The sequence below is a fragment of the Thermoplasmata archaeon genome, from assembly GCA_038874435.1.
Lineage (GTDB): Archaea > Thermoplasmatota > Thermoplasmata > Lutacidiplasmatales > SKW197 > SKW197.
This window is the reverse complement of sequence record JAVZCK010000003.1, coordinates 40,761-64,615: the sequence shown is the minus strand read 5'-3', so window position 1 is coordinate 64,615 and position 23,855 is coordinate 40,761. Positions and strand designations below refer to the sequence as shown.

Sequence of the window (23,855 nt, the reverse complement as noted above, 5' to 3'; positions counted from 1 at the left end):
CTGATTTACACACGGGTGGCAAAAACCACAGTTCCTGCAATCTTTGTCACTCTAGCCCGCACGATTTCGCCTGGCGATTTTGCCCCATAAATGTAAATGATGTAGGGCGGAATTCTAGCCACTCCGTCACCCTTCTTTCCCATCTCCTCAATCTTAAATTCGTATAGTTCTCCCTGCTTCAACTCAAACTTTTCCTGCTTTGGCTTGGCACTCTTGCCAGTGGTGACAGGTGCCCTTGCACCGCATGCCTCACATTCCAGCATCCAGATTCTATCCTCTTTCACAAGCTTAGTGTCTGGCCTGCCACATTCAGAGCAAATAACATAGGTGTTTACATAATTTTCAATTCTCTCATTCAGCATTTGGGGCGAGATTTTTGACTTGAAAATCACCCTTTTCTCTTTTATCTCTCCTGGCGTGCCAAGTTCCCTCAGAAGATAGGCAAGGAAATGCTCTGGTGTTCTTCGTATTACCTCAACAATTTCAAAAAAGTTTCTGAAGATTGTGTTTTTGCCTTCAACCATCACATCTGCCTTTGGGACCACGAAACGCTCGCCTGTGCCCTTCGTCTGGGGCATGTTCTTATAGGCACGCTCAAGCAATGCTTCATATTCCTCTTCAGTCATGATATTACCTCTTCCATCCATATTGTAGGAAGTTTTAAAGGTTACGGTGAACATAACACTTATGAAATAGGTAAAACAACAGCTTACTTTCTGAATTTCATCTTAAACAGATACTTCAAGTTCTTCGTACCATCCTTCCAGGAACTCAGCTTCACCTCACCCTTTCTAACGCGATATTCTATTGGAATTTCAATGCATCTGTTACACTTTCTAAATGCCTCAATCTTAATTTCCTCAGAAAAGGGCATCCCATCACTCTCAACTTTCAACTTCTTCAGAATTGCCTTCTTAAAAATCCACATTCCAGATTGGGAATCTCTTATTTTCACACCAAACAGAAGATTGCAGGTTAATGTAAGAATTTTATTTCCTATGCGGTGTTTGAAAGACATCACTCCTGGCTTTAAGGTGCTCAACCTGTCGCATGTGATAAAGTCAAGGTCCTCTTTGATGAGAAAGTCAACAAACTCGGGGATTTTTTCAGCAGGATATGTGGAATCGCCATCAAGTGTGGCAATTATTTCTCCAGTTGCTTTTTCAAATCCAGTTTTGTAAGCCCTTCCATAACCCCTTCTAGGTTCATCAATGACAATCGCACCCTTCTCCTTTGCAATCTCCCTTGTTCTATCCTTTGAATTAGTATCTACTATAAGAATTTCATATTCCAGTGGATTTTTCACAAAGAGGGAGACATTGGCTGCTGCAAAGGCATCCTTAATTGTCTGGATTACGCCGCCAATCGACGCCTCCTCGTTCATTGTGGGAATGATCACAGAGACCTTCATGGTTTTCCAAAAACCCTTCAGCATGATAAACATTTTCTTTCATCCAAATTCCATCCTCCACATCGCTTATATACCTTTTCCATTTTCTATCACACCATGCGAGATTATCCAATAAAGCCAGGTAACTACAAGAACATTGAAGGCGAGAAACTACTATCCCTTGTAAAGGAGATTTTCGGAAATGCCACACAAGAGGGAAACCTGATAAAAGCCAGTTATGGTGCTTTGAAGGAACTACGGGTGTTTGCAAAGGACAAAAAGACACTTGCTGTTGAAACACTGATGGATAAAAATGTGCCTAACGAGGTCGCAGAAGACACAGTTAAAAAATACAACCTGTTTCTTGAAAGAGCAACTGGCTATACTGCAAAGGAGAGAGTGAAAAAACTCCAGAAGGAAGTTGCAAAAGACACTGAGTAAAAACAAAAAATAGAAAAAAAGTTTTGAGATGCTAAGCTACTGCTTTCACTGATTCGGGTTCAGAGAATTCCACAATGTCTTCCTCGCTCAGCCCCAGATACTCCTTCGCCTCGTCCTCCATTTCCTCGAGCTGGTAAATGAGGGGCTGGAGCTCTGTGGTATCTTCACCAAGTTCACTGAGTTCTCGTACCAGAAGCTTAGCATCGCTTATCGTATGGCTTTTCATCCAATCCTTCACGGATTTTGGGATTGAATTCAGAACCCTTCCGTTAATGTGTTTCTGGTTCATTTTCCCACCCCTTTGTCTGCTTTTTGTCTGCTAATTAAGATATAGCGTCGGACATATATAAGACTTTCGGTGAGAGATTTTTACACACCATGAGGAGGAAGCTGGGAATAACCATTATATATCCTCCTGTAATTCTATTTTTGGTGAGGCAAATGCACCTACGAAAAGCGATTATAGTGGTATCATGCTGTGTACTTATTTTGGGAACAATTTTGACCGTATCCTGTAATTCTGTAGCTGAGAAATTTACGGTTCGCACACCCATCCGTATCAACGGAGACAATGGTTTCACTACCACCAATGGCGTGGTTGCTGGTAATGGCTCAGAGACAAACCCTTACATCATTGAGGGCTGGGAAATTGACGGCTCTGGCTATGGTTTTGGAATTTACATCGGAAACACAACTGCGTATTTCATCATAAGGAACTGCTATCTTCATCATGCCTCTGGGAATTCTGGTGATTTTACGAAAAACTCAGGCATCTTTCTCTACAATGTAATCAACGGAAAAATTGAGAGTAACACAATCTCAAGCAATGGGATTGGCATTTATGCTGTCTTCTCAAGTGGATGCACAATTACTGGCAACACAATAATCCAGTGCACTGACACAGGACTTCAGATTTATCTCACAGACACATTTACCGTGAGTGCAAACACAATTTCAAACAACCCATGTGGTGTACTACTCGACGCTTCCACCGGCTGCACCCTCACTGGAAACACATTCTCCAATGATGGGGTTGTAATCAGAGGAGAGAGCTTAGAGTACTGGAATTCGCACACAATTTCCACAACCAACACTGTGAATGGAAAGGCACTATATTATTACAAAAACACGAATGGCATCACTGTGCCTTCTGCAGGACAGATAATTCTTGCAAACTGCACCGGGTTTTCTGTCAAGAACCTTGTGATTTCTGGTACCACAACTGCCCTCCTTGCAGGTTTCACCTCCTCCACGAAAATTGAGAGCTGCAATTTTTCAGGCAATTATTATGGAATTGAATTCTATTCTTGTGATGGAAACACCATAAACACCACAACCACTAGCCAGAATGGCATTTCTGGAATTGCATTCACAAATTCAAACTGGAACAGGTTGAACACCCTCACTGCTGACACAAATCAGGGTACTGGCATCCTTCTCACAAACTCAAACAATAACACACTGCATGGAATAAAAACTAATGGGAACCAGAACACTGGAATTAAACTGGATGCAAGTAATAGCAATTACATTATTAACAGCCAGGGGAGCCAGAACGGAGAAGATGGAATTCAGTGTGTTTACTCGCAATGGAATGTAATCTCTGGCTGCAACGCAAATGGCAACGCAAGGTATGGCATTGCTCTCACAAACTCAGATGAGAACAGTGTAGCAGGTTGTAATGTCTCTGACAACACTGCTGGCATCCGTCTCTACAGAGCAAATTCCAATAAAATTTCTGGCAACACGGCAATGAACTGCAATGCTGGAATCAACCTCAACTACTCCTGCGATTCCAACCAGATTTTTGGCAACAACTTGCTCAGCAACAACCATGGGCTCTTTCTGTTATATTCAAATGGCAATAACATTTCAGCCAACACACTCAAAAACAACAACATCGGTGTGCAGGTGCAATCCTCAAACACGAATCTGATAACTGCTAACGACTTTTCGTTCAACTTAATATTTGGCGTGAACATCACCTCAAGTTCAACTGGCAACCGCATCCATACAAACAACTTTATTTCCAATGGCAACATCAACAAACAGAGTGCAGACAATGGCACCGCAAATTACTGGAATACAAGCATTGCAGGAAACTTCTGGGATGACTGGACTTCGCCTGATGCCAACCATGATGGAATTGTGGATAACCCGTACACAATAAACGGGAGCGCACTTGCAAAGGACTACTATCCCCTTGCTGCAAAGGCACCTGCAATTCAAATAGTGCATACACCACCTGGTACAGCATATCTCAATCAGCCCATCATCATCGTTGCTGAAATAAAGAGCATCTACAATCTCACAGATGCGAAGCTTTACTATCGCCCAGTGGGCAGCAGCACCTGGTATGCCCTTACAATGACGCGCACCTCTGGAAACGCAACAGATGGTATTTACCAGGCAACAATTCCAGCGCAAAGTGCTTCTGGCACAGTAGATTATTATATTACCGCAACAGATGAAAAGAGCGGTGTTGCCCAGACACCAGTGTATTCAGTGCAGGTAACCTCACCAACACCAGAACTGACTAGCATTCTGGTTTTACTGCTGTGTGCTGCAATCCTGCTGTTCCGCAAAAAATCAGAATTCTAATTCCCCACAGAGACCAACAATCTCTCTGTAAAGAGTCATCACTCGCTCCGCAGCACTATGCAATCCCTTTTCCTCCAGCTTCTTTACTTCCTCCTCAATTCCTGCAATTCTATCATGGGCAATAAGCTTATCTGCGAGGCACACAATCTTCTCCTCCAGTGTTTCTGGAACAAGAGGCTCATTTCCAAGCCCTAATTTAATTGCTTCCTCCCTGGTGATGCCACCACCCACATGCCTCTCAATAATTCTCACAATCCTTTCATCAAGCCCGAACCTCCTTGCAATTTCTCCGCCTTTCACACCATGGGCAACACCATGGGTGATTGCTCGCCCAATGTCATGGAGAATCGCACCTGCAACCAAGAGTTCGATGTTGACTGGCTGCTTGCATTTGCTCGCAATTTTTAAAGCCACTTCCTTCACAAATAAAGTGTGGGCAATCACTTCCTGCGAGCATCCCGCCTTTCTGAGAATTTCAAGGCATGCCTTCTCGTCCGGAATTGTTTCACTCGACAATTTCCACAGTCCCCTTCGCCCCATCTAGTTTCAGCTGCGCACCATCACTAATTTTAGAAATGTCCACAGAATCCACTGCAGGGATTCCCGCAAGGATTACACCAGTTGCAACAATGGTCTCCATCTTCTGGTTTATTATTGCAAGAGGGGCTTTGTCATACTTTTTCAATCCGTAAATCACATACGAGCCAACTGTTGAACCCTTGCCGTTTGGAAACACAAGGACTTTACCTGCTACACATTTGCCCTCAAGCTCATGACCCTTCTCAATCACAATTCCTGTCTTCGGGTCAACACCACCATAAAAGCTGAGCGGCGTTTTTGAAACTATCGCAGTGCCTTCAACAATTCCCGGGCTTATGCCCCTTCCTTGCAACATCATTCCAGCACCCTCCTGATTAAGCTTTCTGTATCTCCGAAAATTACCTTTGCTTTGCAGAAGCCAGGCAGATAATTCGCTGCCTTTCCTGAATTCACAGCAATTGTTTTGAAACCCATTTCTTCAACAGGAGCAACAACAGTGCATGTATCCGCCACAATTTTTCCACCAGCAGCTCTGATTTTCTCATCATAGCCCATTCTTATCGCCAATTCTTTCACTCCTCTAGAGGTACAAACCCACAGCGGTTTCTTCAGTCGCTTGCCCTCGACAAGCATCGCAACAGTCCTTATCTCATTCAGCGAGGAATGGGGACAACCGAGAATAACGATGTCTGGCTCTTCGCCAGAATTTAAATTTTGGTAGGTTTCTTTCAACTCTTTCTCACCAAATGAAATTTTCTCAAGTCCTTCTGGAGAATAATTTTTTGCCTCTGGTGTCAAGCCATCAACATGGTATAGAGCAACTGCCCCTGAAGCAGCCATTGCAGCACCCAAAGCTTTCAGCGCATCCACACTTGGATGTGTTATGCCTGTAAAATACGGCACTCTGTCTTTCACAATTTTGCCCACAAAATAGCCCAGTGCCCCAAAATCCGCATCTGTTTTCAATTCCACATTCACAACCACATGCATATCTGGCTTTCTGTTCTCATCAAGATGAAAACCATAGTTTGGTGTTCTGCCCAGAATTGCAGCTGCAAGTGCAGAGGGCCCACCTTCCCTGTTGGTTCTTGCACCAATGACTGAATTTGCAAATGAAACCGCAGATGATTCAGACCAGGCAACATGCTCTTTAAACCTCGGTAGATTCCCGCTCAGATAGGGCGTGCAGGTAGCCGAAATTACAATTCCCATTTTTCTGAAGGCATCAATAATTCTCAACTGCTTCCCAACGAAATGCTCTGGAAAACCAAGCTCCTTCCAACTTTCTATGTCCATTCCTGCAGGATTAAGAAATGTGAGCACAGATACCTTTGCACCTTTACCAGCAATGTCCTCGAGAAATTCCAGTCCAGGATCTCCAATTGACTTGTAGGAAACTCCTGCCACCTGTGCTGAAGCAATTGGAATCATCTTATCTGCATTGTAGATTTCACCAAGGCGAACGAGCAAGCGAAGCATCCGCTCTGCTACTTCTCCATGTTCTCCAGCCAAAATTCGCTCTTCTTCTTTGGTTAAAAACACAGTTACCACTCTCCTGACGAAAAAAAAGGTTTGAGTTTGACTGGCTTAATCTGTAACTATCTCAAAGTTCCCATGCTCAAAAATCAGCGGGAAATAACCTCTTCTGTGATTTGTTCTTCGCATCTTCATTATACTCAGGAACAGGTTCACTGCGTTCATTTCCCTGCGCAAATCCAGATGGATTATGCCATCTGCAAGAAAGTCCTCACCATAGCTCATTGAGCCACCTGTTTCCTCATGTATCAGGAAAGTTGTTACCTTGAGGTCACGCAGCCATTCAAACAACTGGAAGAGTTCATCTCTTGGCTCCTTGAATTTTGCCAGCATTTCAAGCACAGGCAGCGAGTCAATCACGAGCAAATCAAAATTGAAGTTGCTCTTCAGATTGAGAATGTACATTCTAAATATCTCAATCCATGCTTGCTGTGTCAGCTGGGTCATCTTTTTTCGCAGCAATCCGAGGTCAAGCACACTCAGGTTTGAATCCACACCAGGAGGTGCAAATCCCATGCCACCCATGTTCTCAATCAAACTTGAGGCACTCTGTTCCAGGCTCACATAAAGTGCTTTCCTCCCTGCCTCCTCCACATTTTTGTAGATTATGGAGTAGGCAATTGAGGATTTCATTGTGCCCGGCTTTCCGAGCAAAAGCACTACACTACCCTCGGGAATGCCGCCATCCATTATTTCGTCCAGTCCCCTTACAAATGTCTTCACTCTTGGTATCATGGTAATCCCGCTTCATATATAGGATGGTAGTATATATATTCTTTGAGAGTTAGACGCCATGCTCTTATCAGTTTACTCATTTATCAATTTTTAGACCCTCCCGTATCCATTTCACCTCTTCCTCAAAGCCCTTAACCATGGGAAGCAAGGCCTCAATCCTCTCCCTTATACTTGTTTTTGCCTCAACACTGGCCTCAAAATATTTTGTAGCGAGCACAGCACACTCAAGAATGGGAATAAACTTTTCCCTTGTAATCACACCTCTCATCTTACCGAACCTCTGAATTTCGCTCGCCTCAATCAAAAGACATCCTGTTTTTCCAACCCAGTCCTCAACAATCTCAAACTTTCTCTGCTCAACATTTGCAATCACACTGAATGTTTCTTTGAGATAAGGCACACCTTCCCAGAAAAGGAATTTACTCTCCTCCAGTTCCTGCACATTATTGTTATGCCCCACCAATGCACATCTGATTAAAAGGGCAAGCTGCTCTGGCGATACAAAGTTTATTGAAAATTTTTGATTTTTAATAAGATTAGCATAGGTGTTAGAATTCTCAAAAACCCTCAGGTGGTAGTGTTCCTCCTCTTTCCAGACACCAATTGCAGCAGCGTTTATGTGCGAATTTCTCGTAACAACAACTGTCTCAATTACCTTCATCTGGCTTTATCTCCTTTACCTGTTTTTCCTCCTCAATCAAATACTTAATTCTGTTCTCAACTCTTGTCAGTTCTTCCCTGCATTCGCTCAGAAGTTTTGTGCCCTCCTCAAAGTAAGCCAGCATCTCATCTAGCGACACTTCCCTTTTCTGTATCTTTGCGATTATCTCCTCTACACGCTTCAATTTTTCTTCAAAATTTTTTCCAGTTTCCATTGTTCCACCTCTTTTCCAAGCACAACCGCATCCACAACTGCATCAATGAAATGAATTCTAACATGTTCATCAATCCCGAGTTCTGTACCACGCACAACAATCTTGCCCTCCTTTGTGATGTAAGCATACCCCTGCCTCAAAATCTCCTCAGGGTTCAGGGAGACAAGCAATGCCTCCGCCTTCTCCACCTGCATTTTTCTGTGCTGGAGGTAATCCCCCACAGCATTTTTCAGTCCCTGAGAAAGCATCCCCACTCTCATTCCATAAACCTGCACAACTCTGTGAAACTCCTCCTTTGAAATTTTAGAGGCAAGTAAATCAAGGGATACATGCAACTCTTGCAGGCAGGACTGGACTTCACTCACAAGTTCTTTTCTAGCTTCCTCAACTTCCTCGCAGGCCTTTTTCCACTGTTCGTAAATGAACTTACCAGCATACGAAGGCGTTGGAAACTCTCTGTCTGCAGCCATATCCGCCAGTGTTCTATCTGTTTCATGCCCGATACCAGTTACCACAGGCACCCTTGAATTCCTTATCGCTCTCACCACAATTTCCTCGTTGAATGCCCACAAGTCCTCAATACTTCCACCACCTCTTGCCAGCACAATCACATCCACATTGAGTGTGTTCAGAAGTTCAATCGAACGCACAATGCTCTCCTTTGCTCCCTCTCCCTGCACCAGCGTATTAATAATGTAAATCTCAAGTCCCCTTGCATCCTGGAGTGCGTGAAGAATATCATGCACAACCGCCCCTTTCAGAGAAGTCGCAATTCCCACCTTGAAAATGTATCTTGGGATTTTTTTCTTTACTTCTGGTGCAAAAAGGCCTTCAGTTCTTAAACGCTCCTTGAGGCGTTCCAGCTTCAGATAAACCTCGCCAACGCCTCCAACAAAAAAATTGTCCGCAATCAAGTTCAATTTTCCCTCTCGCTGATAAAACTCAAGGTTCCCATGGACAACTACACTTACTCCATTTTTCAGCTGAGAAACTGATTCTGGTGGATTGAACATCACCACATGAATTATTGAAAACTCATCTTTAATATCAAAGTAAACCTGGGTGCCACGGATACGGAAATTGCTTACCTCCCCTCTCACATAGACATCCAGAAAACTTTTCTCTGCCTTAATGTGGTTTCTTATTTTGGAGGCAAGTTCTGTAACTGAATATATCTTTATTTCCTCAGCTGTTTGCATTCGCACCCCTCATTTTGACTTTTGTCCCATTGCTGGTTTGCATCACTTCATACACAGTATCTGCAGCCCCTTCCAGTTCCTGCTCATGGGAAACCACAAAAATCTGGCCATCTCCATAGCTCTCCTTGATTCTGCCAAGCAACTCTCGCAGAGAGTTTATCTGCTCACTGGAGAATCCGTCAGTGGGCTCGTCTAGAATAAGCAATGCATTCTCCCCAAAGAAATCCCTTGTGAGCACCTTATTCAGTGCAAGGCGGTAAGCAAGCGAAAGAGCTGTGCCCTCGCCACCACTCAAATTTTCAAATGGGCGTGTGTAACCATCTCCCACCATGATTTCTGGTGTGAAATCCTCGTCAAGCGTGATTTCCATCTCGGAGTTTTCAACCAATTGCTGGAAGAAAGTTCTGAGTTCTGCCTCAATCCTGTACTTTGCCTCTCTAAGCACATTTTTCTCAATCTCCTCGTAACATTTTATCAATTTTTCAAGCCAGCCCAGATACCCACTCATCTTTTCTATCCTGCCTCTGATAGCCCGCAACTCCTCCACTTCTTTTTCAATCTCTGCAATTCTCTTTCTTTTCTCCTCAACCTGTTTCCGTATCTCAGCAATCTTTGCCTCCTTTCCTTTCAGCTCGCCAAACTTTTCATTCAGCATTTGCTGGGTTTTTCCATGTTCCTGCTCATCATATCCAATTTCCGCCAGCTCCTTCTCAAGCTCAATTAGATGCTGGCTAACCAGCAGAGAATTCTTTTCCATCTCCTCTATGCTCCCTCTGAGTTTTTCCAGCTGCTTTTCTCCTTCCTCAAGCACCACAACCAGCTTCTTCCATTTCTCCTCATACTGGTTAAGTTCAGAAAGCTTTTTTTCATTCTCGGCATAGCGCTGTGGGTCAAACCCGATAGATTCAACCTCTCTCCTTAACCCTTCTATCTCTCCTTCAACACATTCGCGCCTCTTTTTCTTATCCACCAATTCCTTTCTCTTTTGCTCAATCTCCCTAAGCATCTGGAGAAGCTTCTCCCTTTCCTTCACCAGTTTCCGCTTCTCCTTAATCTGGCTCTCCAGAAAAACCTGTCTTGCATTCACTTTCTTTACCATATTCTCCTTTTCGCTCATCGCTTTCCTTTTCTCCCCCACTTTTTCCTCAATCTCATTTACAATCCGCTCGATATGCTCTTTTGTGAGTGGCTGTTTGCACTTTGGACACGCCTGCATTTTTGTAAGCCCAGTCATCTCTTTTTTTTCTTTCTCAGCTGTCTCAATCTCTTCCTTCAGCATTCCAATTTCAGTTCTCAACCTCGAAATCTTTGCTGTATTCTCCTCCTTCTCTGCCTCAAGCTTCTCCAACTCAATTTCTAGATTCCCATACTCCTCAATCTTCTTTTCTAATTCCTCAGAACCTGCAACAACAGTTTCCAGATTGGAAATCTGCTCTTTCAATGCCTCCAGCTTACCCAACCGTTCTCCAATCTGCACCTCAATTCTATCCACCCTCTTCTTTTTCTCTTTCTCCTTTTCAATGGATTTAGCAATCTGGAGATAGTTCTCGTGAATTGGCTGCAGCACTTCAACCTGTCTTCTTCCCTCCTCAAGTTCCTTCCCCAGCTTCTCAATATCCCTCTTGGCTCTTTCAATTTCCCGTCCAATCTGGTCTCTCCTAGCAACTAAACCACTTTTTTCCTTCTCCAAACCTTCCTTCTTTCTCCGCAATTCCTCAAAGTTTTTCAGCTTTCCCCTCAACTCCGCAACTTCATGCTTTAAAACTTCAATTTCCTGCTCAATCTTTCCTGCTTCACTCATCATCGTTTCCAGTTGAACACTTTCAACATTCAGTTCTTGCTCCCTTCGCTCGATTTCAACAAAATTCTCCCCCAATCTCGCCATTCCGACCTCTATCTCCCTCTCCAGCATTTTCCTTACCTCATTCGCATTCACTCTTGCCATCCCATAAACCTCACAGCCAAAAAGCTGGGAAATGGTTTTCTTCTTTGCTTCTCTCTCCTGTTTCAAATTGGCGAGAATTTCCTTCATTTGCTCTTGCGGGACATAGAGCGCAAATTCATACATCTTTGAAAATGCCTTTTTTTCTACTCTCCCTCTAGGACTCACTATTTTCAGGATTAGCTCATCCGCTTCAGTTGGTGAGAGTTCTTGCCTGCTGTGCTCATCTTCAATTACAACTTTCTCCTGCTCAATTCCCTCAACCACCTCTCCCTTTTTCCTGCCAGTCTTCCTCCGCAATCTCCTTGCTATTGTGTATTCTTTGCCATTTGCAACAAAGGTCAATTTGACAGAACCTTCTCTTGCACCTTCCCTCAAAAGTTGTGTGTAGTCAAGGCCACGGCTCTTGCCAAACAACGCAAATTTCACAGCCATCAGAATTGTGCTTTTTCCAGCCCCAATGTCGCCCTGAAGAAAATTGAGTCCGTTAGGAAACTCTATCTCCTCCTGAACATAGCTCCTTATGTTTTCAAGCAGAATCTTTCTTATCTGCACTTACTCACCTCCCAGCCCTAGTTCTTTCCAGACCTCACTCTTGATTCTTCCAAAATAATCCTTATCACTTTCACCCTCAAGTTTCTCAGCACCAAGAATGTGTAAGAACTTTAGCGCTTGCCTCGCTGCCTCCTTATCCTGAAAAACTTCTTCTGCCACCTTCCATTCAATCTCCGCAACACTCTCTCCATGGACTACATGCTCAATCTCATCTATTGGCTCTCTAAGCCCTTCTCTGTTTACAAGCACATCAATTGCTCCCCTTTCGATACCAGCTTTCGCAATTGCTTCAAATGGAATCTGTGAGCGTTTGCCCTCAGAAAGCTTTCCCTCCACCTTCAAATACACAATTGTGTTGCTCAATTCCTTCTTCTCAATCCAGTTTTTAAGTTGCTCCTCCACCTCGCCAGGAGTCGTGGTTCCGAAAGAAAATTGAGCAAACATTATGTCGGGAATTTCACCTGGATGCCCAGTGAGTTCTGCAAGAGAATAAACATCCACAAATGTAAGATTTTCTTCACCAATTTTGTCGTCAAAGTCCAGAAGATAGATGCCAGGCAATCTCTCAGTGTTTTCTTCAAGGTCTTTCGTGCTTGAGCCGAAAAGAGCACCAGGATATACTATTGGTCCATACCCCTTTACAAGGTTCACACTTCTCCTGTGCACATGCCCACATGCATAGTAATCAAAGTTTTTAGGAATTAGAGAAAGAGGAACGCCTTCATCTTCCCGCAAAAAATCTGGGCGATACTCTGCAACTGCGGAATGCAAGAGAAAAATCCTTGGTTTCGGGATTTTTTCAAGTGCCTCAAAATCCAGTGCTGCTAGATACGCCGCCTCAATCTCTCGCTTTCGTCCATGCACGCCAACAATCGCAACACCAGTTTTATCAATCACTGGCTGAAGTTGGATTTTTTCATTCTCCCCATATTCCATTCTCTCCACAGAAGTGATTCTCTTTGCAGCAGCAAGCACATCCACGGAAGAGCTGTGCGTCGGACTGGCATCATGGGAACCATAAACCACATAAACCCTTATCCCGTGCTCATCCGCATCCGTCAGAATTGATGCAGCCTCCTTTTGCACCTCTATTTTCACCACATTTCCATGGAAGAGGTCACCAGCAATTAAAATGAAATCCACATCGTATTCTTTGCAGAACTCCACAACCATTTTCAGAAGTTTTGCAGGTGCATCTCTCAATGCCTCATGCTGGGCTTTGAATGCCCCGAGGTGGACATCCGCAAGATGGACAAACCTTATCTTTTTTTTGGCTGGAATTTTTACCTGGTTATCTCTCAGGTTTTTCGTGCTTCTTTCGATAATCTGGTTTGTATTCTGAGATTCCGTCTTTTTCTCAGATGCTTCTTCCCGCACATAGTCCAACAAACTCATGGTTAAAAGGATGCTTGAGGAGTATTTAAAGATAGAAGGGAGGGGTGAGTGAAAGTGCTCGACTTTACTTCTTCCCTGTAAGATGAGCCATAAATGATAGTCCTCAAGTGCAGGTGCCAATTGGAGTTCGTTTGCATCCCATCTATACCTTCCCAATCTCCGCTCTCGCCTTCTCCTCCCATTCCTTGTTCCCAATCTTCTCAAAGAAAGCCAGTGCTTTGTCCAGCAACCCCTTGTCCTTCCGAAGCTTCGCGAGTTCAAACAAAGCCTTGTAGTAATCTATATCCAGTTTGCCAATACTTTCGTAAATCTCAACTGCCTTTGCTAGGGCTTCGTTCCCCTCAGTCACATTACCCTCTGCAGCAAGAAGTTTACCTGATACAGCAAGGAAAACACCTTCCAGTTCTTTCAAACCGAGCTCGCTAACAATTCCCTTTGCCTCCTCCAGAGTTTTTCTGCAGCTCTCAAAATCTTTTAATGCAAGAAAACACTCCACCATCGCCAGCATCCCCTTGCACAATGTTGATTTATCCCCAATTTTTCCAGCAAGCTCAATGCCTTTTGTGTGATACTCTAGTGCCTTATCGTACTCTCCCTCGTCGTAATAGAGAAGTCCTATGGTGTTGTAAGAAATCGCAATCCCCCTTAGATTTCCGATTTTCTCCATCAATTCCAGGCTCTTTGTGTAAAATACTAGTGCATTCTCGTATTCTCCTTTCTCGTGATAGATAAGGCCTATATTGTTATAGGAACTTGCAATTCCCCTCACGTCACCAATTTTCTCTCTCAATTCCATACTCTTTGTGTAAAAACACAGTGCCTTCTCGTATTCTCCTTTGTCCTGATAGAGAATTCCAATGTTGTTGTAGGAAGTTGCAATGCCCCACACATCCCCGATTTTCTCCATCAATTCTTGGCTCTTTGTGTAGAACCACAGTGCCTTCTCATAGTCGCCCTTGTCGTGATAGAGAACTCCCATGCCATTGTAAGTTCCTGCTAGTTCACGCAAATCCCCTCTTCTCTCACGTATTGTCAGGGCTTTTGAATAAAACTCCATTGCTTTTTCGTACTCTCCGAGATACCAGTAACATGTTCCAATTCTATGGATTGTACTTGCCATCTCTTTCTCTACATTTGCCTTTTCAAACACTTCATAGGCTTTCTCCTGCCACTCTATTGCCTTTTCGTACTCCCCTTTTCGCTCGTAAACCAAGCCTTTTACACCCCATACCCTTGCAAGTTCAATCCTTCCTTTTTCTACACCAGTAAGCAGTTGCTCCCCTCGCTCTACTTCAGCCATTGCTTTCTCGTATTCTCCTTTTTGAATGTAAATCTCGCACCGCTTTCTGGAGATTACTCCCGCCTCAACAGGTTTTTCTGTTATCAGCTCTGCTATCCAAATTTTAAGAACAACCAATGCCTCATCATAGTTTCCAGTCAGCTCTAGCACCTCTCCAAGCTCCTCCAGCACCTGCATCCTCAGTTCTTTGTAGCCAGCTTCATCTCCCATTGCTTCTAGCACTGCCTTGTAGAACTTGATTGCATCTTCATTTGCAAATCTTTCCTTTGCAAGTTTCCCTGCAGGCAGTCCATACTCTATCACTTTCTCCCGATTTCCCGCCTTGCTGTAGTGGTAAACAATGTCCCCTGCCACCTCCGCCTTCCCTTCCCTGTATTCCTCCTCAAGCATTTTCCCGGCAATCTCATGATAGAGGGTTTTTAGCTCCTCGCCAAGCTCTGCATAAAGCACTTCTCGAATTTTTGCATGCTCAAAGCGGTATTTTTCTCTCAGTGCCTTGATTAACTTGTGAATCCTCTCTATGTTCAGAAGTAATTTCACAACCCGCACACGGTTCATCTCTGTAATTCTGGCAAGAATATTTGAGGTGAATTCCTCACCAAGCACACTTGCTGCATCCAGCAATTCTCTCTCCTCCCTTGCCAGTCGCTGCAAGCGTCTAAGCACGACCTCGTAGATTCTCTTCGGAATCTGCATTGTTGCTAAGTTGTAATGCCACTCGCCCCTGTCAAAATACAGTTGTTTCTCCTCGTATAGGTTCTTCAGAATTTCAATCACAAAAAAGGTGTTGCCCTCTGTCTCGGTGTAAATCTTTTCTGTGAATTCTGGGTTTATTTCAGTGCCGAGAACTCTGCAGATGAGCGTATGGCATCCTTCCTTGTCCAGCCGTTTCAACTCAATCTTCTCGAGCAACTCTTCCTTCTCCATTTTCTCCATTGCCTCAACGAGCTGGTGAACCTTACCATCATACCTTGTCACAATTTCCTCGCTTCTGTATGCCCCAAGAACGAGCACCGCATTTTTCCTCGTGTTTCTTGCTATATAGTGCAGCATTGCTAAACTTGAGGGGTCGCTCCATTGCAAATCATCAATGAATATCAGCACTGGCTTCTGCTTAGATATTCGCTGCAATCCTCTTGTTACATTCTCAAGCAAATTTGCCTGCCTTATCCTTACATCATCTTCAGCATAATCAATGCCCTCGTACTTTCCTGTGAGAAACAATCCCTTGAGCCGCTCTTCAATCCCAGCAATCTGTGTCCCTTGGCTGCTTGAAATTGCACTAGCAAACTCCTTCTCAATTCTCTCCAGCAACTCCCGCATCTCTGAAATCAGATACTCGTTCTCTCTACCTGTGGTTACTGCAACAAGGTTCAGCAACTTGCCAGGTACATTCGTGATGAAAAAATTCCCATAACCCATGTGGCCAATCTCCTCTCTCGCTTCTTTTTTCTGCATCTGGGAAACAGAGTCCTTCACAAAGGTTTCAACTGCTGTCACCATCCCCATGAAAATGTCAGCATCAAGGGCTTCAAGCCTTTCATGTTTGGCCACAATCACACCGCCCTTGTTCACAGCATAGAGTGCCTCAAGTCTTAGCGGTTTTGTTTCTGTGAGCAGATGGTCCAGCCCTGCATCTCTCAGCACCGCGGAAATAGGTGTGTAGGGTGCCAGGGACTCAAGAAAGCATTGGCCTCTGAACACCTGGAAGCCCTGTTTTTCAGCAACAGAAATCAATTCCTCAACGAGCCGTGTCTTGCCCACTCCACTCTCGCCAGCAATAAAAATGGTTGAGCCAGTTTTCTGCCCTGCCTTCTCAAGCTTCTGCTTCAGAAACGCAAACTCTTGATCCCTTGCAACAAATTCTGGTGGTAAATGTAGCATGGACACTCATCTCACTATATTGAAATTAGATATTTATCAATTTGCATGCTTATGCTCCAATCTCAAGTTAATTCCGACTAAATTGTATTTGTTCCACAAACCACTACCTTGCGAATAATTTGGAAAACTTCCTTGAGGTTACGATTATCCCACCACCAATTGCAGCACAGAGCAGCAGCAACTCAAATCCAGGTGTGGTCTTTGCCTCCGCTTTCTTCTTAACCGAGATTGTTACGGATTTCTCAGCATCAGCGTAGCCCGTCTTCGTTGCCTTTGCCTTCAGCGTCACCATCGTATCTTTTTCCACATTAGAGTTTGCAGTGAAGGAAAAAGTGGCACGGCCAGCATCATCTGTGGTCTTTGCAACATTGTCTATTGTCCCGAGTAGAGGCAACAATTCAAGCGTCACATTTGCACCAGAAATGGGCTGGCTGTTCTCGTCTTGTACCGTCACAGTGATTGCAATGGTTTCTCCTGCCTTCAGCTCTGCACTGCTCACCTCAATGCTCACGCTCATTGTGTGAAGAGAAGTTCCAGCCGGATAAACTGTGATGGATTTTTGAACATTTGCTGGATTATACCCGCTAGCACTCACATCTGCAAGGATTTTGCCTGTTGTATTCTCAGAAACATCTCCTGCGGTAAATTTCGTTGTGAACTCTCCATTACTGTTTGTGTAGCCGCTCTGCTGTTCGAATGTTCCTGGCACATCCACAGTACTCAAACTCACATATGCATTTGCCACTGGTTCTCCACTCGTAGCATTTTCCACCAGAATCGTGACCATGGAGAAATTCCCTGCAATTATTTGGGTCTGGGAAAGAGAGATACTCACAGTTAAGTTGTAGAGTTGTTGTGCACCACCTGATGGTGTCGCACTCACCTCTGTGCTTTTCGGACCTTCACCCACTGAATTTATTGCACTCACCGCAAAGTAATAGGTCTGTCCATTTGTTAACCCCGTGACTGTGTATGTTAACACATTTCCCACATTCTGGCTGTTTGTGTAAGAACCACTTGTTGTACCCCAGTAAACTTTGTAGGCAGTGATTGGAGAGCCGCCATCGTTCGAGGGTTGTTGCCAGGTGAGAGTAACTTGCTGGTCTCCAGCGGTTGCAAGAAGATTTGTGGGTGCTGAAGGAGTGCCAGAAGTAGAGAAGATTGTGAGAGAGACCTCGGCACTGCCGGGCTTGTAGCCACTGGCACTTACACTTGCAGTAATTTTTCCTGTGCTGCCTGGTGCACCACTATCTGCTGTGAAATTTGCAACAAAGATTCCGTTACCGTCTGTGTAACCAGTTTGTTTGTCGAAACTTCCAGCCAGATTTGCACTTCCAAGCGTCACCTCTGCTCCAGCCAGCACTGCCTGGGTGCTTGCATCTTTCACGCTAACCATTACCGTGGTTGTTCCACCAGGATTAATCTGGGTTTGTGAGAGTGAGATACTCACATTCATAACAAGCTCTCCAACAATGCAGATATATGTGGGTGTTCGCATTGATGAACTTGAAACACTGGCCGTGATATAGTATTTCAGATAACCTGTGCCACTCTGTGCTGGGATTGTGGCTTCGTAGATGCCGTCGGTTGACACAAGGTTCATCTGGATGCTGAGATACTGGCTACCTTGGAGAGGAAGATACTTCAATTCCACACCTGAAACAGGCGAAACTGTATGAAGCAGAGCATCCACCTTGATCTCTGAATTTTCTTCAACATACTTAATTGGTGTGTGGTATATCCAGATGAAGTTGTGCTGGCTCATTAGCGGAAATTCGTCTTTCACACCAGCAACGCCATCCAACTGGTATGGAGCATCCACTACAAAGTTGTTATCCGCATCAGGAGAATGCCAATCATTCCAGTAATTGCCGTAATTGTCAGGGCACCAGGAGTTTCCGCCTGTGCTGTCATAAGCTTGAGTATGGTTTGCATCATAACTTGCAGTTGCTCCATTGTTCCCTATGAAATCATTATGATGAATTTCATTTGAAGTTGAGCCAAAAGTGATGTAAACTCCATACTGGGTATTACTCACAATCTGGTTCTCTGCGATTTGCGAATCCTGTGTCTCCATAAAATGAATTCCGTTTTCACCATTTTGAGCAATGTAACACTGATGGATTGCGAGGGCAGTAGAACCATCTGCGAATAAGCCATGCTTTCCATTTGCAGTGATTGTGCAGTTCATTATATCTATATTCGTAGATTTGTAAGCAGATATTCCACACAATTTGTTTTCACTGAATTTTGATGTAGTGATTTTAACATCGCTGGAAAAGCCAATTTGCAGGCCAATGGATGCATTTTTGATTGTAATGCTGTTGATGTTTATTGCAGTGCTGTTTGCAATAATTAGCTGGCCATAATCCGCATTCAGTGTTTGCCCGCTCTGGGATTTTATGTAAATTGCTGGTTTTCCGTTAACAAGGTTATTATCAATTGAATGGGCAACCCAGTAATTTACTGCATCTCCATTAATCTGGATATCATTCTTGGTGAGTGTATTGCTCTGGACAGTTGTGTTCAGGGTATTCTGGAGCAAAATTCCCGCCTCTCCATTATCTGCCACATTGTTTCCTGCCACAACCACATTATCAGAATTTGCAACCATGATGCCATTCTGGGCATTGTTGTAAAGATGATTTCCAGAGAGGTGCACAAGCGTTGAGCTCCTTACCCAGATACCATTGTATTTATTTGCGTAAATTGTGCAGTTTTCCACTGTTCCATTGCTCACAAAGTTGAGGGCAATGCCGCAGCCATAGGGAGAAATCACGCACTTCGTAGCATTGTAAACAGTGCAATTCACAATCCTGAAATAAACATTGGTAAATTCTATGTAAATTCCAAATGCACCACCCTGGGCATCAATTTCAAGGTCTGAAATGATGTATGGGTCTGCTGCTGTGCCACTGCCAGCACTCACACCATTGGAGGCGTTAAATTCGGTATTGTCTGAAATGTGGATGGGTGGATGCAATGTCAAATCCCTCACAGAACTATAGCCATCGCCAGAAGCCCTGACAATCCCGAAAACCAGCAGGATTGTGATGAAAGCCAACAATGCTTTTTTCATCTCAATCACCGATGCTGAAATGGGCTCATGGGAAATAAAGGTATCGGTGGAAACTGGTGCTTATGTAGTTAAAACAATTTTTGCATCTAATGCGACCGGCTCAGAATCACAAATTATGAAAGGATTTATTTCTAGCTGGGCAACATCGTCGCCCTTTTCATCAAATAATTTCTGGATTCCATTGACTGCTTTTTCAATTGCTACATAGTCATAGTGGATGCCCCTAAAGCCCTTAAAAACAGCTGAAATTTTTGTAGAATTAACCATTCTTACAATCTCTTTTTTGGTAAGTGGAAGCTTGCTGAAAGCAATGTCCCCATAAATTTCAGTTAAAAAACCACCCGCACCGAAGCAAACCACAAGCTCAAAGTTTTCATCCTTTTTTACACCTAGAATAAACTCAACGGCATGCGGAATGTATTCTTCTATGAGGATTGCTCTCTGCGGAAATTTATGCCAGAAATTCATTATTACTACCCCAAGTTCATCTTTTGTGAGGTCTACATGAACTGCCCCCACTTCACTCTTATGTTTTATTTCTCCATCTAAAACTTTTGCTACAAATCGCTTTCCGCGAGGAAGTGAGGACAATATCTCAGAAAAATCAGAGGGCGGCACAATCCAGTATTCTGGTCTCTTTATTCCATAACTCTCAAGAAGGCGTTTTATTTCATGTTCGTTTCCCGACATCCCCCCATGCCCCCTTAAAGTGCCAGTCCACATATGTGCCCATTGCATTTACCGCACGCGCAACACTAGGATAGACAGGAATGTTCATCTGAGCAAATTTTTTTATCAAGCCCATTTGCAAACCCGGACATTTTACATACCCAAAAGCTGGAAGCTTATATTTACTGCATACCTCAGCAATCCCCGATACAATATCTGCATTCAACCGTTCGTTTGGTGTGATGCCAAATAACAGAATGTCAGAGCAACCTTCTGCAGCTAACATTTCAATTACTGACAGATAATGTTCATTTGTGCTCTCTGAAGTTAAATCCACAGGATTGTTCGGAGAAATATAGGATGGAAGAAGAGCACTCAATTTTTTCTTCAAACTCATTGAAAGCTCCGTGACCTCTATGTTTTCGGACCATCTTTCTTCTATGAGGTCAGCTGCGAGTATTCCATTTCCACCACCATTGGTGACAATCATAACCCTTCTGCCGATAGGTGGATATGGACAAATAAATGCCCGACTATAGTCGAGAAGCTCCACCTCATCTGATGCAAGAATCAGGTTCAATTGCTCCGTCACATCTTTAAAAATTCTATAGTTTCCACCCATCCTACCAGTGTGCAGCATCGCAGCCTTTGAGCCCTTATTGCCTCGCCCGCCTTTCAACAGAACGATGGGCTTTGGATACTCCTTGCATGTTCTAAAAAATTCTACGCCATTCGCAAGGTTTTCAAGGTAAAGGGCGACTACCCTAGTTTTTTGTAAATTGCACAAATCACGAATATTGCTCCCGCAATAAACACAATCATTCCACTTGTAGCAACTCCAACCAGTGCTGAAGTTATAATTCCCGTAATTACACTCACTATTGCAATTGCTACACTTGCAACCATCGTTCTCCTGAATGAAAGATTAAGCTGCAGGGCAGAAAGAGCTGGTATCACAACGAGGGCTGAGACCAAAATTACGCCCACAATCTTTATTGAAATCACGATTGTGATTGCTACTAGAACATCAAAAACAAGGTTGAATGTTGTCACTGGGATGCCTGAAAGTTTCGCAAAATTCTCGTCGAAACATAGAGCCACAATTTCTTTATAGAAAACGAGCATGAAGATTATAATGGTTAAACCGAGCAAACCGATGACCATAAGGTCCATGGCATTGATTGTGAGAATAGAGCCAAAAAGATATGAGAAGAGGTCTACACTGAAACCACCACTTAAACTGATAAGCACTAAGCCAGTTGCAAAACCAAGTGCAAGAAACACTGCAATTGATGCATCTGAAGGCGCAATCCCATGTCTTCTCATGTAGGAGATTGCCAGCACAGTTAGTATGGAAACAAGTAATGCAGTCAGGAGTGGAAGAAGCCCAAGGAAAAGCCCGATTGCAATGCCTCCAAACGAAGCATGTGCCAGGCCATCACCTAACATTGACTGTTTTTTGAGAACTATGAAAACTCCAACCATAGCACAAGCACTCCCTGCAAGAATCCCTCCTAGAACTGCAAACTGGAAAAATTGGTAGGAAAATAAGCTGGCAAGTACTGAAAAATCACTCATTTCCAAAGACACCCCTACACTCATGCCTGTGAAACACAAAGTGGAAATGCTCTCCATACACCTGTCTTAAAACTTTTTCTGGGTCCATTCTCTCATCTATGTGGCATGAATAAGTGCGCTGATTTACACAGATCACTCTCGACATCCTGCAGAACACCACAGAGAGGTCATGGGAGACCGAAATTATTGTCGTGCCTTTTTTCAGGTTTAAATCACTGAGCAATTTGTAAAATTTTTCTTGAACGCTGGGATCAACACCTGCAACTGGCTCATCAAGGAATAGAACTTCTGGTTCTCTCGCAATCGCCCTTGCAATGAAAGCGCGCTGCTTCTGCCCTCCTGAAAGCTTACCAATTCGTTTGTCTGCAAGGTGAGAAATTTCAAGAAACTCCATTGCCTCCTTAACTTTGTTCCAGTCCTCTCTACCTAGCTTCCTCCCCATATTTGTTCTTCCAATTCTACCCTGGGCTACAAGTTCCTTTACAGTTAGTGGAAACATCTCATCAAAATTTGTAGCATGCTGGGGCACATACGCAATCCTCTCCCATTCATCAAAATCATCAACTGATTTTCCAAAAATTCGGATTTGTCCTTTCGTTTTTGGCAGGAGACCAAGCACTGCCTCCACAAGCGTAGTTTTACCGCCACCGTTCGGGCCAACAATTCCAACATACTCCCCTCTAGAAATTGTAAACGAAGCATCAGTTATCACTGTAGTTGCACCGCGCCGCACTTCCAAATTTTCCACTTCAATCACTACATCCTTCCTCAATCCACTACCTCCAAGCCAGTTCTCAGGTTTTTCAGATTCTCATACATTATCTGAAAATAGTCCAAATTTGCATGTTCCCCTGTTCTTCCATGTACTGCATCCAAAACAAGGATTCCCGCACCCGTCTGATTTGCAAGGGTTTGCATGTATCTATCTGAATAACCTGGCTCTACAAACACATAGTGAAGTTGAAGTGTATTTATCAGGTCTACAAGCTTAGCCAGTTCAGTTGGGGATGGTTCTCGGTCAGCAGTGATACCAATTGCTGCATGAACATTAAACCCATATCTCTTACCCATGTAGTTGAAGGCAAGATGAGAGCAAATTATGGCATTTTTTGTCCTGTTTTTAAGTCCATTGGTAAAATCTGAGTGAAGTTTGTCTAGTTTCTTGAGAAGTGTTTCTGCGTTTGTCTGATAGAAATGAGCATTTTCTGGATCCGCAGCTTTGAAACCTTCAAGGATGTTTCTTACTTGAATTTTCGCTAACAATGGGTCAAGCCAAATGTGAGGGTCATAAATTCCATGCCCATGCTCTTCCTCTTCCTCACCTTCTGTCACTTCGAATGGAAAAACGGTGAAATAAATTTCGTTCTGGTTACTCGCGTTGAAAACCATTTCATAAATCCCAGGGTCTAGATGGAAAATATGGACAAAGCTGAGTGAGTAGCTTGCGAGAAGAGTATAGTTTAGAGATAGTGCAGGAGAAAGCACAGTTGTATTTCTCAGTTCAAAGCTAAAAGTTTTATTGAAAGCAAGAAGAATTTTTGATTCATGTGATATATTTAGCTGCAGAGTAACTATGTTCTGGTTTAGGTGAAGAGAGTATGCAGTGGTGTTGCTTGGTTGTATCGGCATGCTCTGCGGAAAAGATATCTGTGTGCAATTTTGTGCGAGTAGGTTTGTAGCCGATTCAAGGACTTCCTGAAGATGTGGCGAGAGTTGAATAGGGATGTTCTGGCTTGTGTCAACAATTACTGGTTTATTTTTTACTGCACCAAGAAAATCCTCCACCCAGGGCTCGAGTCCTGCACCATTGTAAACGAAAATTTTTGCCTTCTCCACCTTCAACATGTCTGAAATTGCCGGCTGCCATGAATGAACCTCTGCATTGTCAGGGATAAGCATGCTTACCTCTACTCTTTCTTTCCCTATTTCGGATGCAAAGAAGTAGAGTGGATAAAATGTGACCACTACCTGCAGATTTTCCGAGCTTTTCTGGTAGGTGGTAATAATAGTTCCCGCTATGATAAGAGAAGCCACTGCAACGGATATCACTCCTAGAAATATTTTCTGCCGCCTATTCATTGCTTCACTTATGGGATGGATATAGCAGCATAGCATTAATTTTTTGGTATTGGCGTA

Annotated in this window: 21 protein-coding genes; 2 read left to right on the top strand and 19 right to left on the bottom strand. The window is 43.6% G+C overall.

Annotation, left to right across the window (positions count from 1 at the left end; all coding sequences use genetic code 11):
• Positions 1 to 5: 5 nt before the first annotated feature.
• Positions 6 to 626, bottom strand: coding sequence for a translation initiation factor IF-2 subunit beta (locus QXD64_01945; protein ID MEM3396076.1), 621 nt, complete (start codon positions 624 to 626; stop codon positions 6 to 8).
• Positions 627 to 709: 83 nt separating this feature from the next.
• Positions 710 to 1,411 (bottom strand): glycosyltransferase family 2 protein, encoded by a 702-nt coding sequence (locus QXD64_01940; GenBank protein MEM3396075.1) that lies wholly within the window; start codon positions 1,409 to 1,411, stop codon positions 710 to 712.
• 96 nt (positions 1,412 to 1,507) lie between these two features.
• Here QXD64_01940 and QXD64_01935 point away from each other — a divergent pair, with 96 nt between their 5' ends.
• Complete coding sequence (locus tag QXD64_01935; protein ID MEM3396074.1) at positions 1,508 to 1,831, top strand: DUF5611 family protein; 324 nt, start codon at positions 1,508 to 1,510, stop codon at positions 1,829 to 1,831.
• Positions 1,832 to 1,862: 31 nt separating this feature from the next.
• On the opposite strand, the gene QXD64_01930 is transcribed toward QXD64_01935, so the two are convergent.
• On the bottom strand, positions 1,863 to 2,120 hold the full coding sequence (locus QXD64_01930; GenBank protein ID MEM3396073.1) for a hypothetical protein: 258 nt from the start codon (positions 2,118 to 2,120) through the stop codon (positions 1,863 to 1,865).
• Positions 2,121 to 2,272: 152 nt separating this feature from the next.
• Between QXD64_01930 and QXD64_01925 the strand changes: the two genes are divergently transcribed.
• On the top strand, positions 2,273 to 4,432 hold the full coding sequence (locus tag QXD64_01925; protein MEM3396072.1) for a NosD domain-containing protein: 2,160 nt from the start codon (positions 2,273 to 2,275) through the stop codon (positions 4,430 to 4,432).
• On the opposite strand, the gene QXD64_01920 is transcribed toward QXD64_01925, so the two are convergent.
• The 16 genes from QXD64_01920 to QXD64_01845 form a co-directional block, all read right to left on the bottom strand.
• A complete protein-coding gene (locus tag QXD64_01920) occupies positions 4,421 to 4,948 on the bottom strand; it encodes an HDIG domain-containing protein (GenBank protein ID MEM3396071.1) in 528 nt (175 codons plus the stop codon). The genes QXD64_01925 and QXD64_01920 overlap by 12 nt on opposite strands.
• Entirely contained in the window at positions 4,938 to 5,330 is a 393-nt protein-coding gene (locus QXD64_01915) for a DUF126 domain-containing protein (protein MEM3396070.1), read from the bottom strand. The genes QXD64_01920 and QXD64_01915 overlap by 11 nt, the downstream gene beginning before the upstream one ends.
• Positions 5,327 to 6,514, bottom strand: a complete 1,188-nt coding sequence (locus QXD64_01910; GenBank protein MEM3396069.1) for an aconitase X catalytic domain-containing protein — start codon at positions 6,512 to 6,514, stop codon at positions 5,327 to 5,329. The genes QXD64_01915 and QXD64_01910 overlap by 4 nt, the downstream gene beginning before the upstream one ends.
• A 45-nt stretch (positions 6,515 to 6,559) precedes the next feature.
• Positions 6,560 to 7,243: an ATPase domain-containing protein gene (locus tag QXD64_01905; protein ID MEM3396068.1), complete on the bottom strand. Its 684-nt coding sequence runs from the start codon at positions 7,241 to 7,243 to the stop codon at positions 6,560 to 6,562.
• A gap of 76 nt (positions 7,244 to 7,319) precedes the next feature.
• A complete protein-coding gene (locus QXD64_01900) occupies positions 7,320 to 7,904 on the bottom strand; it encodes a DUF447 family protein (GenBank protein ID MEM3396067.1) in 585 nt (194 codons plus the stop codon).
• Entirely contained in the window at positions 7,891 to 8,118 is a 228-nt protein-coding gene (gene xseB / locus QXD64_01895; GenBank protein ID MEM3396066.1) for an exodeoxyribonuclease VII small subunit, read from the bottom strand. Before xseB ends, QXD64_01900 begins: the two co-directional genes overlap by 14 nt.
• Positions 8,085 to 9,317, bottom strand: coding sequence for an exodeoxyribonuclease VII large subunit (gene xseA, locus QXD64_01890; protein ID MEM3396065.1), 1,233 nt, complete (start codon positions 9,315 to 9,317; stop codon positions 8,085 to 8,087). Before xseA ends, xseB begins: the two co-directional genes overlap by 34 nt.
• Entirely contained in the window at positions 9,304 to 11,814 is a 2,511-nt protein-coding gene (locus tag QXD64_01885) for an SMC family ATPase (protein MEM3396064.1), read from the bottom strand. The genes xseA and QXD64_01885 overlap by 14 nt, the downstream gene beginning before the upstream one ends.
• On the bottom strand, positions 11,815 to 13,209 hold the full coding sequence (locus tag QXD64_01880) for a DNA repair exonuclease (protein ID MEM3396063.1): 1,395 nt from the start codon (positions 13,207 to 13,209) through the stop codon (positions 11,815 to 11,817). It abuts the gene before it with no gap.
• Between the two features lie 142 nt (positions 13,210 to 13,351).
• Positions 13,352 to 16,393 carry a tetratricopeptide repeat protein gene (locus QXD64_01875; GenBank protein ID MEM3396062.1) on the bottom strand — a complete coding sequence of 1,014 codons (3,042 nt, stop codon included), beginning with the start codon at positions 16,391 to 16,393 and terminating at the stop codon, positions 13,352 to 13,354.
• Positions 16,394 to 16,496: 103 nt separating this feature from the next.
• A complete protein-coding gene (locus QXD64_01870; protein MEM3396061.1) occupies positions 16,497 to 19,472 on the bottom strand; it encodes a NosD domain-containing protein in 2,976 nt (991 codons plus the stop codon).
• A 60-nt stretch (positions 19,473 to 19,532) separates the two neighbouring features.
• Positions 19,533 to 20,162: an acetate--CoA ligase family protein gene (locus tag QXD64_01865; GenBank protein ID MEM3396060.1), complete on the bottom strand. Its 630-nt coding sequence runs from the start codon at positions 20,160 to 20,162 to the stop codon at positions 19,533 to 19,535.
• The gene (locus QXD64_01860; protein MEM3396059.1) at positions 20,143 to 20,928 is read right to left on the bottom strand and encodes a hypothetical protein; all 786 of its coding nucleotides are present in this window, start codon (positions 20,926 to 20,928) and stop codon (positions 20,143 to 20,145) included. The genes QXD64_01865 and QXD64_01860 overlap by 20 nt, the downstream gene beginning before the upstream one ends.
• Positions 20,901 to 21,719 (bottom strand): metal ABC transporter permease, encoded by an 819-nt coding sequence (locus tag QXD64_01855; GenBank protein ID MEM3396058.1) that lies wholly within the window; start codon positions 21,717 to 21,719, stop codon positions 20,901 to 20,903. The genes QXD64_01860 and QXD64_01855 overlap by 28 nt, the downstream gene beginning before the upstream one ends.
• On the bottom strand, positions 21,712 to 22,491 hold the full coding sequence (locus QXD64_01850) for a metal ABC transporter ATP-binding protein (GenBank protein ID MEM3396057.1): 780 nt from the start codon (positions 22,489 to 22,491) through the stop codon (positions 21,712 to 21,714). The genes QXD64_01855 and QXD64_01850 overlap by 8 nt, the downstream gene beginning before the upstream one ends.
• The gene (locus QXD64_01845; protein ID MEM3396056.1) at positions 22,488 to 23,798 is read right to left on the bottom strand and encodes a metal ABC transporter substrate-binding protein; all 1,311 of its coding nucleotides are present in this window, start codon (positions 23,796 to 23,798) and stop codon (positions 22,488 to 22,490) included. Before QXD64_01845 ends, QXD64_01850 begins: the two co-directional genes overlap by 4 nt.
• Between the last annotated feature and the right edge of the window lie 57 nt (positions 23,799 to 23,855).

What these genes read in the sequence shown, in the direction of transcription:
- QXD64_01875 (MEM3396062.1), bottom strand. Translation starts at nt 16,393, where the DNA reads ATGCTACATTTACCACCAGAATTTGTTGCAAGGGATCAAGAGTTTGCG.
- QXD64_01935 (MEM3396074.1), top strand. Translation starts at nt 1,508, where the DNA reads ATGCGAGATTATCCAATAAAGCCAGGTAACTACAAGAACATTGAAGGC.
- QXD64_01925 (MEM3396072.1), top strand. Translation starts at nt 2,273, where the DNA reads ATGCACCTACGAAAAGCGATTATAGTGGTATCATGCTGTGTACTTATT.
- QXD64_01930 (MEM3396073.1), bottom strand. Translation starts at nt 2,120, where the DNA reads ATGAACCAGAAACACATTAACGGAAGGGTTCTGAATTCAATCCCAAAA.
- QXD64_01915 (MEM3396070.1), bottom strand. Translation starts at nt 5,330, where the DNA reads ATGATGTTGCAAGGAAGGGGCATAAGCCCGGGAATTGTTGAAGGCACT.
- xseA (MEM3396065.1), bottom strand. Translation starts at nt 9,317, where the DNA reads ATGCAAACAGCTGAGGAAATAAAGATATATTCAGTTACAGAACTTGCC.
- QXD64_01845 (MEM3396056.1), bottom strand. Translation starts at nt 23,798, where the DNA reads ATGAATAGGCGGCAGAAAATATTTCTAGGAGTGATATCCGTTGCAGTG.
- QXD64_01905 (MEM3396068.1), bottom strand. Translation starts at nt 7,243, where the DNA reads ATGATACCAAGAGTGAAGACATTTGTAAGGGGACTGGACGAAATAATG.
- xseB (MEM3396066.1), bottom strand. Translation starts at nt 8,118, where the DNA reads ATGGAAACTGGAAAAAATTTTGAAGAAAAATTGAAGCGTGTAGAGGAG.
- QXD64_01855 (MEM3396058.1), bottom strand. Translation starts at nt 21,719, where the DNA reads ATGAGTGATTTTTCAGTACTTGCCAGCTTATTTTCCTACCAATTTTTC.
- QXD64_01880 (MEM3396063.1), bottom strand. Translation starts at nt 13,209, where the DNA reads ATGAGTTTGTTGGACTATGTGCGGGAAGAAGCATCTGAGAAAAAGACG.
- QXD64_01865 (MEM3396060.1), bottom strand. Translation starts at nt 20,162, where the DNA reads ATGTCGGGAAACGAACATGAAATAAAACGCCTTCTTGAGAGTTATGGA.
- QXD64_01940 (MEM3396075.1), bottom strand. Translation starts at nt 1,411, where the DNA reads ATGAAGGTCTCTGTGATCATTCCCACAATGAACGAGGAGGCGTCGATT.
- QXD64_01945 (MEM3396076.1), bottom strand. Translation starts at nt 626, where the DNA reads ATGACTGAAGAGGAATATGAAGCATTGCTTGAGCGTGCCTATAAGAAC.
- QXD64_01900 (MEM3396067.1), bottom strand. Translation starts at nt 7,904, where the DNA reads ATGAAGGTAATTGAGACAGTTGTTGTTACGAGAAATTCGCACATAAAC.
- QXD64_01870 (MEM3396061.1), bottom strand. Translation starts at nt 19,472, where the DNA reads ATGAAAAAAGCATTGTTGGCTTTCATCACAATCCTGCTGGTTTTCGGG.